The organism is Plantactinospora sonchi, from assembly GCF_036422035.1.
GTDB lineage: Bacteria > Actinomycetota > Actinomycetes > Mycobacteriales > Micromonosporaceae > Plantactinospora > Plantactinospora sonchi.
The window spans coordinates 45,675-59,522 of the sequence record NZ_JAZGQK010000029.1 but is presented as its reverse complement, the minus strand read 5'-3'; the positions used below and the strand labels follow the sequence as shown (position 1 = coordinate 59,522).

Sequence of the window (13,848 nt, the reverse complement as noted above, 5' to 3'; positions counted from 1 at the left end):
CGGTGGGTTGCGGTGCGGCGGGTCGCCGTCGTGGGCGTCGCGGTCGGGCAGGTCTGCGCGTCGCCGTCCGACCGGCTGGCAGAGGTGTACGTGCGGTGGTCCACCGTCCGGCGGGACCGTCAGGGTGGACGCACGGCACCTCCCCGTGACCCCAATCAATCGAAACCCATTTATATCACGACGTCGGACGGCGCGAAGCTGTCACGCCGGCGGTGACCCGGCAACGGACTCGGTGAGGGCACGCAACGCCACCTTCGAGAACTTGCCCGTCGCCGTCTTGGGGATCTCGTCGATGACCACGAAGCGATCGGGGATCCACCACGAGGCGACCCGTCCGCGAAGGTACTCACCCAGACCCGTCTCATCGACCCCCACCCCGGTGGCGAGTACGACGTATGCCCAGGGCCGCTCTCCCCAGCGGTCGTCGACGACGCCGACCACCGCCGCCTCCCGCACCGCCGGGTGTGCCATCAGCTCGTTCTCGAGCGCGACGGACGAAATCCACTCCCCGCCTGACTTGATCATGTCCTTGGTGCGGTCGACGATGCGTAGGTAGCCGAACTCGTCGAGGGTCGCGACGTCACCTGTCCGCAACCAGCCATCGTCGGTGAAGGACGACGCGCCCGGATCGGCGCCGAAGTAGCTGGCCGCGATCGTCGGCCCGGCCACCTGGAGCTCGCCCGACGCGGTGCCGTCCCGCGCGACGGGTCGACGCTCGGCGTCCACGATCCGTACGTCGACCAGTGGCATCGTCGGCCCGGGCTGGCCGAGCAACCGTCGGCGCTCACCGGCCGGCAGTGCGTCGTGCGCGGACGACACCCGCCCGCACGCGACGAGCGGACTCGTCTCGGTCATTCCCCACGAACTGGTGATGGGTATGCCGACCGCCCGTTCCCACGCCTCGGACAGCGCGTCCGGCAGGGCGCTCCCACCGCTGACCACCATGCGCAGCGAGGAGAGGTCCGCGGTGCCCAGGAGCGGCTCCAGCCCGCGCCAGATCGCCGGTACGCCGGCCGAGAATGTCACGCGGTGCCGGGAGAGCCGCTGGATGAGATCCGTGGGGGCCATCGCCGGACCCGGAAGCACGAGATCGGCTCCGGCGAGCACCGCCGCGTAGGGCAGCCCCCAGGCATTGACATGGAACATCGGCACGATGGGCATGACGACATCCCGCTCCGAGATGGCGAAGCTGTCCACGCCGAGCAGCAGCATCGCGTGCAGGACGATCGAGCGATGGCTGTAGAGCACACCCCTCGGCCGCCCGGTCGTGCCGGAGGTGTAGCAGAGGCTGGCGGCGTCGTTCTCGTCCACGTACCTGGCCGGTGCCGGCTCGGGACAGCGCGCGAGGAGTGCCTCGTAGTCGACCACCCGCGGGTCGACAGGAATCTCCTCGTCGCCACCGTCGTCCATCACGACGATCCAGCGAACCGTCGCGATGGAGCGGACGACGTCCCACACCGTGCCCAGCAGCGACCGGTCGACGAAGACGACGTCGTCGGCCGCGTCCGACATGATGTGCGTCAGGTCGCGGGCGAAGAGCCGGTGGTTGATCGTGTGGAGGATGCGGCCGGCCGACGGAACACCCAGGTACAGCTCGACATGACGCTGGCTGTTCCAGCCGAAGGTGCCGACCCGCGCCGAGGTCGGGACCGCCAGGACGTCGAGCACGGCGGAGATCCGCCGGGCCCGGTCGATCACCTCGCCCCAGGTCGAGATCGTCTCGCCCGACGCGGTCGCCGTCACGACGCGCTTGTGGCGGAATCCCAGTTCCGCCCGCCGCATCAACAGGCCGACGTCGAGCGACCCGTCCTGCATCAGCCCACGCACAGTTCCTCCGTTTCTGCGAGGCTGTCCCCGCTGTCGACGTACCGGGTCAGGTCATCGTCAGACGGGGACCGACGTCACCGGTCGGTCGTCGACCCGAGGTGGACGTGCCGATCGTCCGCGTCCAGCACCAGGCTCGTCGGCCACTGGTCCCAGGTGCGACCGAGTCCCCGGTGCTGCGGTGATCCCTTCGTGACGAAGTTCCGGATGCTGGCGATCATCAGGTCCGACAACCTCAGTCGTCCGGGCTGGTTCTGCTGGCTGAAGGCGTACGAGAACACGCTGCGCCCGAAGTTTCCGAACACGAAGGGCAGATCGATCGCGTGTACCGCGCCGTACACCTGGTCGAACGGCGCGGGTTGCTGATTCCAGTCGAACCGGTAGTGATAGAGCGACCGGTTCCCGCTGCGGGCCAACGCGTTCAGGGATTCCCGGTTGATGCCGGTGAAGACGGCCTCGGTCAGCGCCGCGGCCGCCTCGTTCCAGCCCTGCGGCTTGTCCACCGGAAGGTACTCGTCCTTGAGCAGGTCGGAGGGGGTCAGGTCGCCGGGGTTGTCGGGGTCGAACAGGTACTGCAAGGTGAACCGGTCGTAGTCGCTCGGCTTGTGTGCCGCGATGGCGCTGCCGAACAGCTTTCCCTCCTCGAGGGTGTTCCCGGCCAGTACGGGCACGTCACGCCCGACCCCGGACTCCAGCACGGCGTACGGGTCCGAGGGGATGACCGTGCCGTCCGCGATGACCGCCGGTGTCGCGTCGAGTCGGTGCCTGACGAGCACTCGTACCAGGTCGTCGGCGGAGAGCGAACGCAGCAGATCGAGGCCGTTCTTGTCCGACGAGGGGTGGTCGCTCTTCGCGGCCTGCATGACGCGGTCGGCGTAGGCCCTCGCGTCGGCCACACTGCGGGTGCTCAGGCCGCCGCTGAGCGGGATCGCCTTGTCGACCATCGGGCGTGCCAGTGGGGAGACGAGCAGCGACCAGACATTCACCGCGCCCGCCGACTGGCCCATGACGCTGATGTTGTCGGCGTCCCCACCGAACTTCCGGGCGTTCTGGTCGACGAAGCGGAGCGCGTTGACGAGGTCGAGGGTGCCGAAGTTGCCGGACGCCGACAGCGGGTCGCCGGCCGCTGAACCCTCGGCGTTCAGCCAGCCGAAGATTCCGACCCGGTAGTTGACGGTGACGACCACGGCCTCGGCGCGCCTGGCCAGCTCCCGCCCGTCGTACATGGGATCCGCCGAATACCCGACGACGTTGCTCCCGCCGTGGATGAAGAACACGACCGGCAGGTTTCGCTTCGGCGTCGACGGACGGAAGACGTTCAGGGTCAGGCAGTCCTCCTCGCCGACGGGCTGCTGCAACCCGTCACGCACGGCCAGGTCGTAGAACGGCCCGTTCGGGGAGGGGCTGAAGAAGCGCCCGGGCTGCGGGCAGCCCGACCCGTACCGCTGGGTGCGCCGGACGTCCACCCAGGACCGGTGGGTCTTCGGCGCCCGCCATCGGAGATCACCCACCGGCGGCTCGGCGTACGGAATTCCCAGCCACGAGTAGGTTCCGCTCGACCGGCCCTCGTCCCGCCCGACGATCGGACCCAGCGTCGTGTGGACGAGGGTCGGATCCTTCCCGGGCTGGACAGCGTGCGCGGACGCACCGGTGGGCGGCACGGCGGTCAGGACCGCGGCTGCGAGGACGAGGCCGAGGATCGACCGGAGTGGCGATGACGTCGTACGAGGACGCCTGGCCGGTTGGCGGCCGACGGCTCCGGACGGCACAGCAGGCATTGGCACTGCCTCCTTGGTTCGAGAGTGGCACGCGGTGTCGCTAAACCGCACCATCATTGCCATCGCGTGCCATCACTGTTACATGCGTCACTCGGGCGTCGCAAGAGCCGGCTGGCCGACCGTGCGGACCGGTGGCCCGTGCGGCGACCGTCTCCCGCTGTCCAACGATCTGACGGCTGGCGCGCAGGTCAGCCTCGTCTCCGGGAGGCCGGCGCGCCGCCGTGGACGGCAAACCCGCAGGTACGGCGTGCCGTGCCGCGCGGCGGTCTGCCGCGCCCGCGCCCGGCTGCCGGGTAAGCCCTGGCCGGATGCTCGCCGTGGTCCGACGGGACCACGCGGCCTTGAGTCGCCGCTCAGGGCGGGGGAGCCCTCGCGGTCGGTCGACACTGGACGCTCCCGCTGCCCGGCTCTTGCGGGCCTTTGTGACCCATGGCACAGTGTTGGCACTCAGTGCCGTCTACGGGCGGCCTGGCGGCACAGCGTGCTTAGGCAGGAGGTCCGCAATGAGTCAAGTGCTGCGAGTTGGTGGAAGATTGAGGCGATTCCCTGTTGGACTGGCGCTCGCCACCACCCTGGTGAGCACGACGGCGCTCCTCGGGCCGGCGGCCGCCGCCACCGCCGCTGTCGACACGGCCCCGAGGTGCGCCGAGTTGGCGGGGAGCGAGATCCCGGCATCGGCGATCAGTCTGCCGACCAGGGGCGGCCGCGTCGGGTCGGCATCCCTGGTGACCCAGACCCTGGGCGGCGGCACCATCGAGTACTGCAGCGTCGGTGCGGCGCTCTTCCCGGTCGACCCCTCCGCGCCGGAGATCAGGCTGCAGGTGGCCATGCCGGTCGGCTGGAACCGTAACGCGATGATGTTCGGCGGCGGCGGATACAACGGAACGATTCCCAGCATCGCGCAGAACGTGCCGTTCGGGCGTCCCGACCAACCGGCACCGCTGGCTCGCCGCTACGCGACGTTCGCCAGCGACTCCGGCCACCAGGCAGGTCCCACGGGATCCCTGGACGGCTCCTTCGGTGTGAACGACGAGGCACTCCGCAACTTCGCCGCCGGCGACGCCCTCAAGAAGACCCGCGACGCCGCCATGTACCTCATCCGTCGTGGCTACGGTGCCGGTCCCGGCCGGACGTACTTCGCGGGCGGCTCGACCGGCGGTCGTGAGGCTCTCATCGTCACGCAACGCTGGCCGGACGCCTTCGACGGCGTCATCTCCGCCTACCCGGCCTGGAACAACATGGCCGAGATCCTGCAACTCGGATACCTCGCACGGGTGATGTCCCGTCCTGGCGCGTTCCCCGGGCCCGACAAGCAGACCCTGCTCTACGAGAGCGTCATGGCGGCATGCGACGGGCGGGACGGTCTCGAGGACAGGATCATCTCGAATCTCGGCGGCTGTGACTTCGACCCCCGTGTGCTCCGCTGCCCCGACGGCGCCGATGTCGGCCCGACATGTCTCTCCGACCCGCAGATCGCCTCGGTGACCGCCGCGTCCAGGCCGTTCAGTTGGCCGTACCGGATCGCCAGCGGCGAGCGGTACTATCCCGGCTTCCCTCTCCTGTCAGGCGCCGACATGCGGACGCCGGTTCTCGGGTTCGGCAGCGCCGCGCCCGCCAACCCGATGCCGGTGACAAGCGGATACGGCGCCCAGTACTGGGAGCAGTGGGTGAAGTACTTCCTGACGAGGGACCCCCAGCAGAACTCCCTGGATATCGACCCTCGGCGGCCAGGAAAATGGCTGCCCCGGATCAGCTACCTCTCCACCATCCAGGATCGCAACAACTCGGACCTCCGCCCCTTCGCGCGCTCCGGCGGAAAACTGCTTCTCCTGCACGGTGCCGCGGACGAGCTGGTCTCCCACCGCTCGACGAACGACTATTACCAGCGGGTGCTCGACACGGTAGGACCCCGGCAGACGCGGGAATTCATGCGGTACTACCTCGTGCCGGGCGCGAATCACGCCAACGTCGGCGCGCCGGCGTTCGCCGCCAACTGGGACTCGCTCTCCGCCCTCGAACGCTGGGTCGAGAAGGGACAGCCGCCGGTCGAGCCGGTGGCTGTGGACGCCAGGAGCGGCCGGACCCGCCCGCTCTGCGAGTACCCGAGCTGGCCGAAGTACCGCTCCGGCGATCCCGACAGCGCCCAGAGCTTCGTGTGTGTGCGTTGACGTCGGCCCAGGACGCGCCATGGCCGGGAGGGAATCGGACGAGGCCCGATCGGCCACGGCGCGACCGGGCACGGGCGCCGCGCGGTCCAGGTTGACAAGGGGTTCGGTGACCAGCCGCGGCGCGGAGCCGCGCGAACCGTGTGACTGAGAAGGGACTGACATGCCTCGACCGCCAGCGCTGCTCCCCGCCCGAGGGAGTGCAGCCGAGTCGACAACAGGATCGGGTGCCCGCGCCCGGCCACCCGTGCGCGGGGCGCAGGACGTGGATTCGCCGGTGCTCCGACAGAGCACGGTTCAGGACATCTCCGCTCCGGCACGTCCGGTACGCACCACCGGTGGCTGCCGACGTGCGACGTCCACCACCGGTGCGGCCGCGGGTGTCCGGCCGCAGCCGACCCGGAGCCCGCAGACCACCTGGAAGGAAGCCGGGTGACGACGAACGGTCGGGTGGCGCTGCGCACGCAGGCCCTGACAAAGGTGTTCCGCGGCTTTCGCGCGGTCGACTCGGTGGACCTGGCGGTTCGCGAGGGCAGCGTGCACGCGCTGGTGGGTCCCAACGGTGCCGGCAAGACCACGTTGTTCAACCTCCTGACCGGCTTCGTGTCCCCGACGTCCGGGACGATCACGGTGTTCGACGAGGACGTCACCGGTCAACAGCCCGAGCAGGTCGCGCGCCGCGGCGTGGCCAGGTCGTTCCAGATCACCAGCCTCTTCGAGACGCTGACGAGCCGCGAGCACGTGGAGCTCGCTCTCCAGGGCCTCACCAGGCAGGGGTTCCGGTTCTGGCGGTCGGAGAAGCTGCTCGGCAGGAATGGCGCCCGGGTGGACGAACTGCTCGCGCAGGTGGGGCTGACGGCGCTGGCGGAGAAGCCGGTCGGACTGCTCGCCTACGGGCAGAAGCGGGCGCTGGAGCTGGCGCTGGTGCTGGCACTGGATCCACGGGTGATGCTGCTCGACGAGCCGACGGCCGGGATGGGCATCGAGGACGTCGACCGCACCATCGAGCTGGTCCGGCGCATCGCGGTCGGCCGCACCGTCGTGTTCGTCGACCACAACATGCACGTGGTCGGCAGCCTGGCCGACCGGGTGACGGTGCTGCAGCAGGGCAAGGTCCTCGCCGAGGGTGCCTACGACGAGGTCCGCAACGACGATCGGGTGATCACCGCTTACCTGGGCGAGGCTGAGCATGCTTGAGGTCAACGGTCTGAAGGCGTGGTACGGCGAGGCGCAGGCGCTGCACGAGGTGAGCGTACGGGTGGGGGAGGGCGAGGTCGTCACCCTGGTCGGACGCAACGGCGCCGGCAAGACCACCCTGGTGCGGTGCCTGATCGGTCTGCACCGGCAGGTCGGCGGCACCGTCTCGTTCCTCGGCCGCGACGTCACCCGTATGCCGGCCCACCAGCGGGCCCGCGCCGGCATGGGCTGGGTGCAGGACGACCGCGGCATCTACGCGAGCCTCACCGTGGAGGAGAACCTGCTGCTCCCGCCCAAGGTCTCCGAGCGGGCATGGACGCTCAAGCGGGTCTACGAGGCGTTCCCGGAGCTCGCCGACCGTCGCAGGGCGGCGGGCACCACGCTGTCGGGCGGGGAGCAGCAGATGCTGGCCATCGCCAGGGTGCTCCGTACCGGTGCCCGTCTGCTGCTGATGGACGAGCCCTCCGAGGGTCTGGCCCCGGTGGTCGTGGCCCGGATCCGGGAGATCATCCACCAGATCAAGGCCACCGGCGTCAGCGTGCTGCTCATCGAGCAGAACGTCAAGTTCGCGGCGACCGTGGCTGACCGGCACTACCTGCTCAGCCAGGGCCGCATCGTCGAGACCCTCGACAACTCCGACTTCCGGCGGCGCGAGGGCGAACTCCTCAAGCACCTCGGCATCTGACCGGTCCACCAGGCGACGCGACACATCCGACACGACACGAGGAGAACCACCATGAAGAAGAAACTGGTTCGGGCCGGTGCCGCGGCCATGACGGGGGTGCTGCTGCTGGGCGCCTGCGGTCAGGGCGGTCCAGGAGGATCGGGTGGTGATTTCACGGACGGCAAGCTGGTTCTCGCGGTGCTCAACGACCAGTCCGGCATCTACAAGGACGCGTCGGGGCCCAACTCCGTCAAGGCGGTCAAGATGGCGGTGGCCGACTACAAGAAGAAGTACGGCGACCAGGCGGTCGTCGACGACATCGAGGTGACCTCAACCGACCACCAGAACAAGCCGGACATCGCCAACACCAAGGCGAAGGAGCTGTACGAGCGCGGGGGCGCGGACATCATCCTCGACGTGCCGACCTCGTCCGCCGCCCTGGCCGTCGCCAACCAGGCGAAGACCCACAAGAAGCTGTTCATCGACGTGAGCGCGGCGACCATGGAACTCGTCGGCGCCCAATGCAACAAGTACACCTTCCAGTGGGCGTACAACACGTACATGCTCGCCAACGGAACCGGCACCACCGTCACCCAGAACGGTGACAAGAACTGGCACATCATCTACCCCGACTACCAGTTCGGCCAGGACATGACCAAGTCCTTCACCGAGGCGATCAAAACGGCGGGCGGCACGGTGCAGGGCACCATTCCGACGCCGTTCCCGAATGACAACTTCGCGACCTTCCTCACCAAGGCCGGCAGCACCAATCCCGACGTGATCGGTACCATGCAGGCGGGCGGCGACCTGATCAACGTGGTCAAGCAGTTCAACGAGTCGGGGTTGAAGGAGCGGGGCATCGACCTGGCCGTCGGACTGATGCTCATCACCGACATCCATTCCCTCGGCGTCGACCAGTTTGCCGGCACGATGTTCACCGACGCCTGGTACTGGAACATGGACGCCGAGTCGCGCGCGTGGGCGGACCGGTTCCGCGACGAGACCGGTACCCGACCGACCTTCGAGCACGCCGGCAACTACTCCGCGGCGCTGCAGTACCTGGAGGCGGTCCAGGCGGCCGGCACCGACGACGCCGACGCGGTCGTCGGCAAACTCGAGGGCAAGAAAATCAATGACGTGTTCCTGCGCAACGGCGAGGTCCGCGCCAAGGACCACCTGGTGATCCACGACGCGTACCTGGCCCGGGTCAAGGAGCCGTCGGAGGTGAAGGAGGAGTGGGACTACGAGGAAATCGTGACCACGATCCCCGCGGCGAAGGCATTCCCTCCCGTCGAGGCGTCCACCTGCTCGATGTGAGCGGGGCGGTCCGGTTTTCCACGCCCCGGGTGCCTCTCGGCACCCAGGGCCAGCACCGGGAAAGGAACCCATGAACGCAGTGCTGCAGTACGCCGTACAGGGCCTGGCGGCCGGCAGCTTCTACGCGCTGGCCGCCCTGGGCCTGGCGATCATCTTCGGCGTCCTGGGCGTGGTGAACTTCGCCCACGGCGCGTTCTACATGCTCGGCGCGGTCACCGCGGCCGTCCTGCTCGACACCCTCAACCTCACGCTGTGGTGGTCGCTGCTGGTGGTGCCGGTGCTGATGTTCGTCTTCGGCGTGGTGGTGGAGCGGTTGCTCGTGCAGTGGCTGCTCCGGCTCGACCCCCTCTACAACTTCCTGCTCACCTTCGGCCTCACGCTGGTCCTCGTCGAGTTGGTCAAGCAGAGGTACGGCGTTTCCGGGCTGCCCTACAAGCCTCCGGCGGCGTTGCAGGGACGCGTCGACCTGGCCGGCGTCGTGCTGCCGCGCTACCAACTGTTCGTGTTCCTGTTCTCCGTGGCGATCTGTGTGCTCGTCTGGCTGGTGATGACGCGGACCAGGGTTGGCATGATCGTCCGGGCGTCGACCGAGAGGCCCGAGCTCGCCCGTGCCCTGGGCATCAACGTCGGCCGCTGGGTGACCCCGGTCTTCGGCTTCGGCGTCGCGCTCGCCGGCCTGGCCGGTGTGCTCGCCGCACCGTTCCGCGCGATCACGGCGGACATGGGGAACAACTTCGCGATCATCCTGTTCGCGGTCGTGGTCATCGGGGGGCTCGGTTCGATCGTCGGCGCCGTGGTCGCGGGCTTCATGGTGGGCCTGGTGGAGGCGTTCGGCCAGGCCTACGCCCCGACGTTCGCGCAGATCCTGATCTTCGTCCTGATGGCCCTGATCATCCTGGTCCGCCCCGCCGGATTGTTCGGACGCAAGGAGGCGACGGCATGACCCAGTCCGTGGTTACCCAGGCCCCGGCCGCCGGGGAACACCCGGCCGTCACGGCGGGCGGCCCGAGGCTGCGCGGGGTGCTGCTGGCCGTCGGCCTGGTGGCGGCGTTGGCGCTGCCATGGTTCGTCTATCCGCCGGTGGCGATGGACATCGTCGCGATGGCGCTGTTCGCGATCGCCCTGGACATCCTGCTCGGCTACACCGGCCTGCTGTCCTTCGGACACGCGGCGTTCTGGGGCAGCTCGGCCTATGTGACGGGCCTGATCGCGACGCACTACGGGGCGCCGTTCCCCGTGGCCGTCGTCGGCGGCGCACTGTTCGCGATGGTCCTGGCCCTTCCCGCCGGGTATCTGTCGGTGCGCCGGTCCGGGATCTACTTCGCGATGGTGACCCTGGCCTTCGCGCAGATGGTCTACTTCGTCGGGTACCAGTGGAGCGGCCTGACCGGCGGCGAGAACGGGCTGCAGGGCGTACCCCGGGAGTTCTTCGGCATCGAGCTGGTGGAGACCGACTCGTTCTACTTCTACTACGCGGCCCTGCCGATCCTTCTGCTCGGCATGTGGGCAGCCTGGCGGATCGTGCACTCGCCGTTCGGACGGGTCCTGGTGTCGATCCGCGACAACCCCCAGCGCGCCCGGGCGCTCGGCTACGAGGTGGACAAGTACAAGGTCATCGCCTTCGTGCTCTCCGCCGGGTTGACCGGGCTGGCCGGCGGTGTGTTCGCCATCAACCACGGTTTCGTCGCGCTGACCGAACTCCACTGGAGCACCTCCGGCGAGGTCGTGCTGATGACGGTGCTGGGCGGCATCGGCACGCTGTGGGGAGGGATTTTGGGCGCGTTCCTGGCCGTGATGCTCGCCGACTATCTCGCCTCGTCCGGCTTCGACGGCATCGACCTGGTCACCGGCTCGGTCTTCGTCCTCGTGGTGCTGCTGTTCCGCCGTGGGATCTGGGGTACCGTTCGTCATCAATGGCTGGCCCGGCAGCAGCGCCGTACGTTGTCGCGCCGGACCTCGGCCGGTGCTGACCCGGCGGAGCGCGGGCCGTGAGCCGCTGCGGGCGGGGCGCAGGATCAGAGAGTTCGGCAAACCTCACGATGCGCGGGAACTGCACTTCGCGCAACACCAGATCAGGAGAGGGCACCTGTCGGTGACTTCGCGGAGAATACTCGAGACCAAGTACCGGATCTCGGAAACGGCGATGGCCTTGTTCCTCGAGGAGGGGTACGCCAATGTAACTGTCGAAGCCGTCGCGGAGGCATCCAGCGTGTCCCGCCGCACCGTTTTCCGGCACTTCGAGAGCAAGGACGAGCTTGCGTTCCCGGACCACACCGAACGCATCAGGCTGGTCGAGCGATGCCTCGTCGAATCCGCCCCGGACACGGATCCGGTAGAGGCTGTCATCGCGGCCACGGAGGAGTCGTTGCGCGATTTCCTCAGTCGGCCTGAACTTGTCCTCCGGCGGTACAAACTGACCCGGGTCGTTCCCGAGCTACGGAAGCGGGAGGTCATCGAGCACGAGCGGTACGTGGCGCTCACACGTTCGTTCCTGCGTGATCATCTCCCCGCCGACGCTCCGCCTTTCCAGTCGATGGCTCTCGCGGCCCTGATCGACGCGATCCACCGATCCGCGCTCGGAAACTGGGTACGCGGCGGAGGCCGGACCGACGCCGTCGCCGAGTTGAAGGCGGGCATGGAATGGGTCCGCCGCCTCATGGCCCACCAGTCGACCTTCTCCGCCTCGCCGCTGCTCCTCGCGTCGCTCCCGGACACGCCGCACACCCGCCGCGTCCTGACCTCGTTGCGGGACGCGGCGGAGGAGGTGCTCTAGTCATGGCGGACCGGATCGTCACTGAGTACCGCGCGACCCGCGCCGGGGAAGGACGCCCGGGTCAGCAGGGTCCGGGCGGGCCGCATCGACACCACGGACATGCTCGTCGGCCGTCACCTGGGCCGGTGGGGAGGAGCAGGAGTTGCCGAACCTGACGTTCGACTTCACGGGAAGAACGGCGATCGTGACCGGAGCGGCGCGAGGCCTCGGCCTCGAGTTCGCCCGCCTCTTCCACCGATCCGGGGCGATGGTGTTCCTGGTCGACGCCGACGCCGACGCGGTCGTGCTGGCGGCGGACGAGTTGGGCGCGGTCGGCGTCGCCTGTGACGTCACCAGCACCGAGGCCGTCGAAGCCCTGGTGAACCTGGCGGTCGCGGAGACCGGCCGGCTGGACGTCATCGTCAACAACGCCGGCATTCTCCGGGACCGTCGACTGTGGAAGCTGTCGGACCAGGACTGGGCCGAGGTGCTGGACGTCCACGTGGGCGGAACCTTCCGGCTGACCCGCGCCGCGGTTCCGGTGTTCCGGGAGCAGCGGTACGGCAGGGTCATCAACGTGACCTCGTACACCGGCCTGCGCGGCAACATCGGGCAGGCGAACTATGGTGCCGCCAAGGCGGGGATCATCGGCTTCACCAAGACCGCGGCGAAGGAACTCGCGGCGTTCGGCGTCACCGTCAACGCCATCTCGCCCAACGCCGAGACGCGCATGATCAGCTCGATTCCCGAGGAGAAGCGCCAGGAACTCGCCGCCGCCATCCCACTCGGCCGGTTCGCGGCGCCCAGCGAAATGGCCGCGGCCACCGCCTTCCTCGCCTCCGAGGAGGCCGGGTACATCACCGGAGTCGTTCTTCCCGTGGACGGAGGAATTTCGATATGACCAGGTCGGACCAGCAGATCGTGATCGTCAACGGGGCCCGTACGCCGATAGGCAGGTACGGTGGGGCGTTCAAGAACACGCCCGCGCACGAGCTGGGGGCGGTCGCCGCCAAGGCGGCGCTGGCGCGCTCGGCGGTACCGGCCGACGCCATCGGGGAAGTCGTGATGGGCTGCGTCGGCCAGGTCGGTCCCGACGCGTACAACGCTCGTCGGGTCGCCGTCGCCGCCGGGCTTCCGGTGTCCACACCCGCCTACACCGTCAACCGGCTGTGCGGGTCCGGCCTCCAGGCCATCTGGTCCGCGGCCATGGAGATGCGCTGGAACGACGTCAAGTTCACCCTCGCCGGCGGTGACGAATCCATGACCCGGATGCCCTTCTACGACTTCGGGGCACGCGCCGGCTACAAGCTGGGCGACCGTGCCCTGGTGGACGGCACCATGCTCATGCTCACCGACCCGTTCCACCACGTCCAGATGGGGCTGACAGCGGAAAACGTCGCCGGACGCTACGGGATCTCCCGTACTGACCAGGACGAGTTCGCCGCCGAGTCGCAACGCCGCGCCGCGACACCGGCGGCCCGGGCGGCGTTCGCCGAGGAGATCGTGCCGGTCAGCACCGGCGGACGCCACAGCGTCGAGGTGACGGTTGACGAGCACCCGAGGCCCGAGACGACCGTGGAGGCGCTGGCCCGCCTCCGCCCGGCCTTCACGGAGGGTGGGACAGTCACCGCCGGAAACGCCGCGGGCATCAACGACGGTGCGGCCGCCGTCGTGCTCGCCACCCGGTCCGCCGCGGCCGAACACGGGCTGACCCCCCTGGTGGCCGTCGAGGCGGTCGCCACGGGTGCGTTGGACCCGGACATCATGGGCTACGCCCCGGTGGTCGCGCTCCGTAGGCTGTTCGAACAGACGGGCACGACACCCGACGACATCGACGCCATCGAGTGCAACGAGGCGTTCGCGGCCCAGGCGGTCGCCGTGATCCGCGACGCCAAACTCGATCCGGACAAGGTCAATCCCTACGGGGGTGCCATCGCGCTCGGTCATCCCGTCGGCGCGACCGGTGCGATCCTCGCACTCCGGCTGGCCAAGCACCTGGTCCGGCACGACCTGGAGCTCGGCGTGGTCACCATGTGCATCGGTGGCGGCCAGGCACTGGCCGCCCTCTTCCGGCGGGTGTGACGCGGGCGATCTCGTCTCGGCGGTGGGGGCGACACGACGCCGGCACCGACTCCGAGCAGGTTGACCAAG

At 69.0% G+C, this 13,848-nt stretch carries 11 protein-coding genes; 9 read left to right on the top strand and 2 right to left on the bottom strand.

Annotated elements, in window-relative coordinates; genetic code table 11:
* Nucleotides 1–201: 201 nt before the first annotated feature.
* Entirely contained in the window at nt 202–1,827 is a 1,626-nt protein-coding gene (locus tag V1633_RS29160; protein WP_331217502.1) for a long-chain fatty acid--CoA ligase, read from the bottom strand.
* A gap of 74 nt (nt 1,828–1,901) precedes the next feature.
* A complete protein-coding gene (locus V1633_RS29155) occupies nt 1,902–3,665 on the bottom strand; it encodes a carboxylesterase/lipase family protein (RefSeq protein ID WP_331217501.1) in 1,764 nt (587 codons plus the stop codon).
* Nucleotides 3,666–4,135: 470 nt separating this feature from the next.
* On the opposite strand from V1633_RS29155, the gene V1633_RS29150 reads away from it, so the two are divergent.
* From V1633_RS29150 to V1633_RS29110, 9 genes are all read left to right on the top strand, one after another.
* The gene (locus V1633_RS29150; RefSeq protein ID WP_331217500.1) at nt 4,136–5,770 is read left to right on the top strand and encodes a tannase/feruloyl esterase family alpha/beta hydrolase; all 1,635 of its coding nucleotides are present in this window, start codon (nt 4,136–4,138) and stop codon (nt 5,768–5,770) included.
* Nucleotides 5,771–6,199: 429 nt separating this feature from the next.
* The gene (locus V1633_RS29145; protein WP_331217499.1) at nt 6,200–6,964 is read left to right on the top strand and encodes an ABC transporter ATP-binding protein; all 765 of its coding nucleotides are present in this window, start codon (nt 6,200–6,202) and stop codon (nt 6,962–6,964) included.
* Nucleotides 6,957–7,649 carry an ABC transporter ATP-binding protein gene (locus V1633_RS29140; RefSeq protein ID WP_331217498.1) on the top strand — a complete coding sequence of 231 codons (693 nt, stop codon included), beginning with the start codon at nt 6,957–6,959 and terminating at the stop codon, nt 7,647–7,649. Before V1633_RS29145 ends, V1633_RS29140 begins: the two co-directional genes overlap by 8 nt.
* A 51-nt stretch (nt 7,650–7,700) precedes the next feature.
* Nucleotides 7,701–8,945, top strand: a complete 1,245-nt coding sequence (locus V1633_RS29135; RefSeq protein ID WP_331217497.1) for an ABC transporter substrate-binding protein — start codon at nt 7,701–7,703, stop codon at nt 8,943–8,945.
* Nucleotides 8,946–9,015: 70 nt separating this feature from the next.
* A complete protein-coding gene (locus tag V1633_RS29130; protein ID WP_331217496.1) occupies nt 9,016–9,888 on the top strand; it encodes a branched-chain amino acid ABC transporter permease in 873 nt (290 codons plus the stop codon).
* Nucleotides 9,885–10,937 (top strand): branched-chain amino acid ABC transporter permease, encoded by a 1,053-nt coding sequence (locus tag V1633_RS29125; RefSeq protein ID WP_331217495.1) that lies wholly within the window; start codon nt 9,885–9,887, stop codon nt 10,935–10,937. Before V1633_RS29130 ends, V1633_RS29125 begins: the two co-directional genes overlap by 4 nt.
* A 100-nt stretch (nt 10,938–11,037) precedes the next feature.
* Nucleotides 11,038–11,718, top strand: a complete 681-nt coding sequence (locus V1633_RS29120) for a TetR/AcrR family transcriptional regulator (RefSeq protein WP_331217494.1) — start codon at nt 11,038–11,040, stop codon at nt 11,716–11,718.
* A gap of 142 nt (nt 11,719–11,860) precedes the next feature.
* A complete protein-coding gene (locus tag V1633_RS29115) occupies nt 11,861–12,598 on the top strand; it encodes an SDR family oxidoreductase (RefSeq protein ID WP_331217493.1) in 738 nt (245 codons plus the stop codon).
* Complete coding sequence (locus V1633_RS29110; protein WP_331217492.1) at nt 12,595–13,779, top strand: thiolase family protein; 1,185 nt, start codon at nt 12,595–12,597, stop codon at nt 13,777–13,779. The genes V1633_RS29115 and V1633_RS29110 overlap by 4 nt, the downstream gene beginning before the upstream one ends.
* The last annotated feature ends 69 nt before the right edge of the window (nt 13,780–13,848 follow it).

Bases quoted from the DNA above. Each gene is read 5' to 3' on its own strand.
- V1633_RS29155 (WP_331217501.1), bottom strand. From the start codon at position 3,665: ATGGCAATGATGGTGCGGTTTAGCGACACCGCGTGCCACTCTCGAACC.
- V1633_RS29140 (WP_331217498.1), top strand. From the start codon at position 6,957: ATGCTTGAGGTCAACGGTCTGAAGGCGTGGTACGGCGAGGCGCAGGCG.
- V1633_RS29135 (WP_331217497.1), top strand. From the start codon at position 7,701: ATGAAGAAGAAACTGGTTCGGGCCGGTGCCGCGGCCATGACGGGGGTG.
- V1633_RS29130 (WP_331217496.1), top strand. From the start codon at position 9,016: ATGAACGCAGTGCTGCAGTACGCCGTACAGGGCCTGGCGGCCGGCAGC.
- V1633_RS29125 (WP_331217495.1), top strand. From the start codon at position 9,885: ATGACCCAGTCCGTGGTTACCCAGGCCCCGGCCGCCGGGGAACACCCG.
- V1633_RS29110 (WP_331217492.1), top strand. From the start codon at position 12,595: ATGACCAGGTCGGACCAGCAGATCGTGATCGTCAACGGGGCCCGTACG.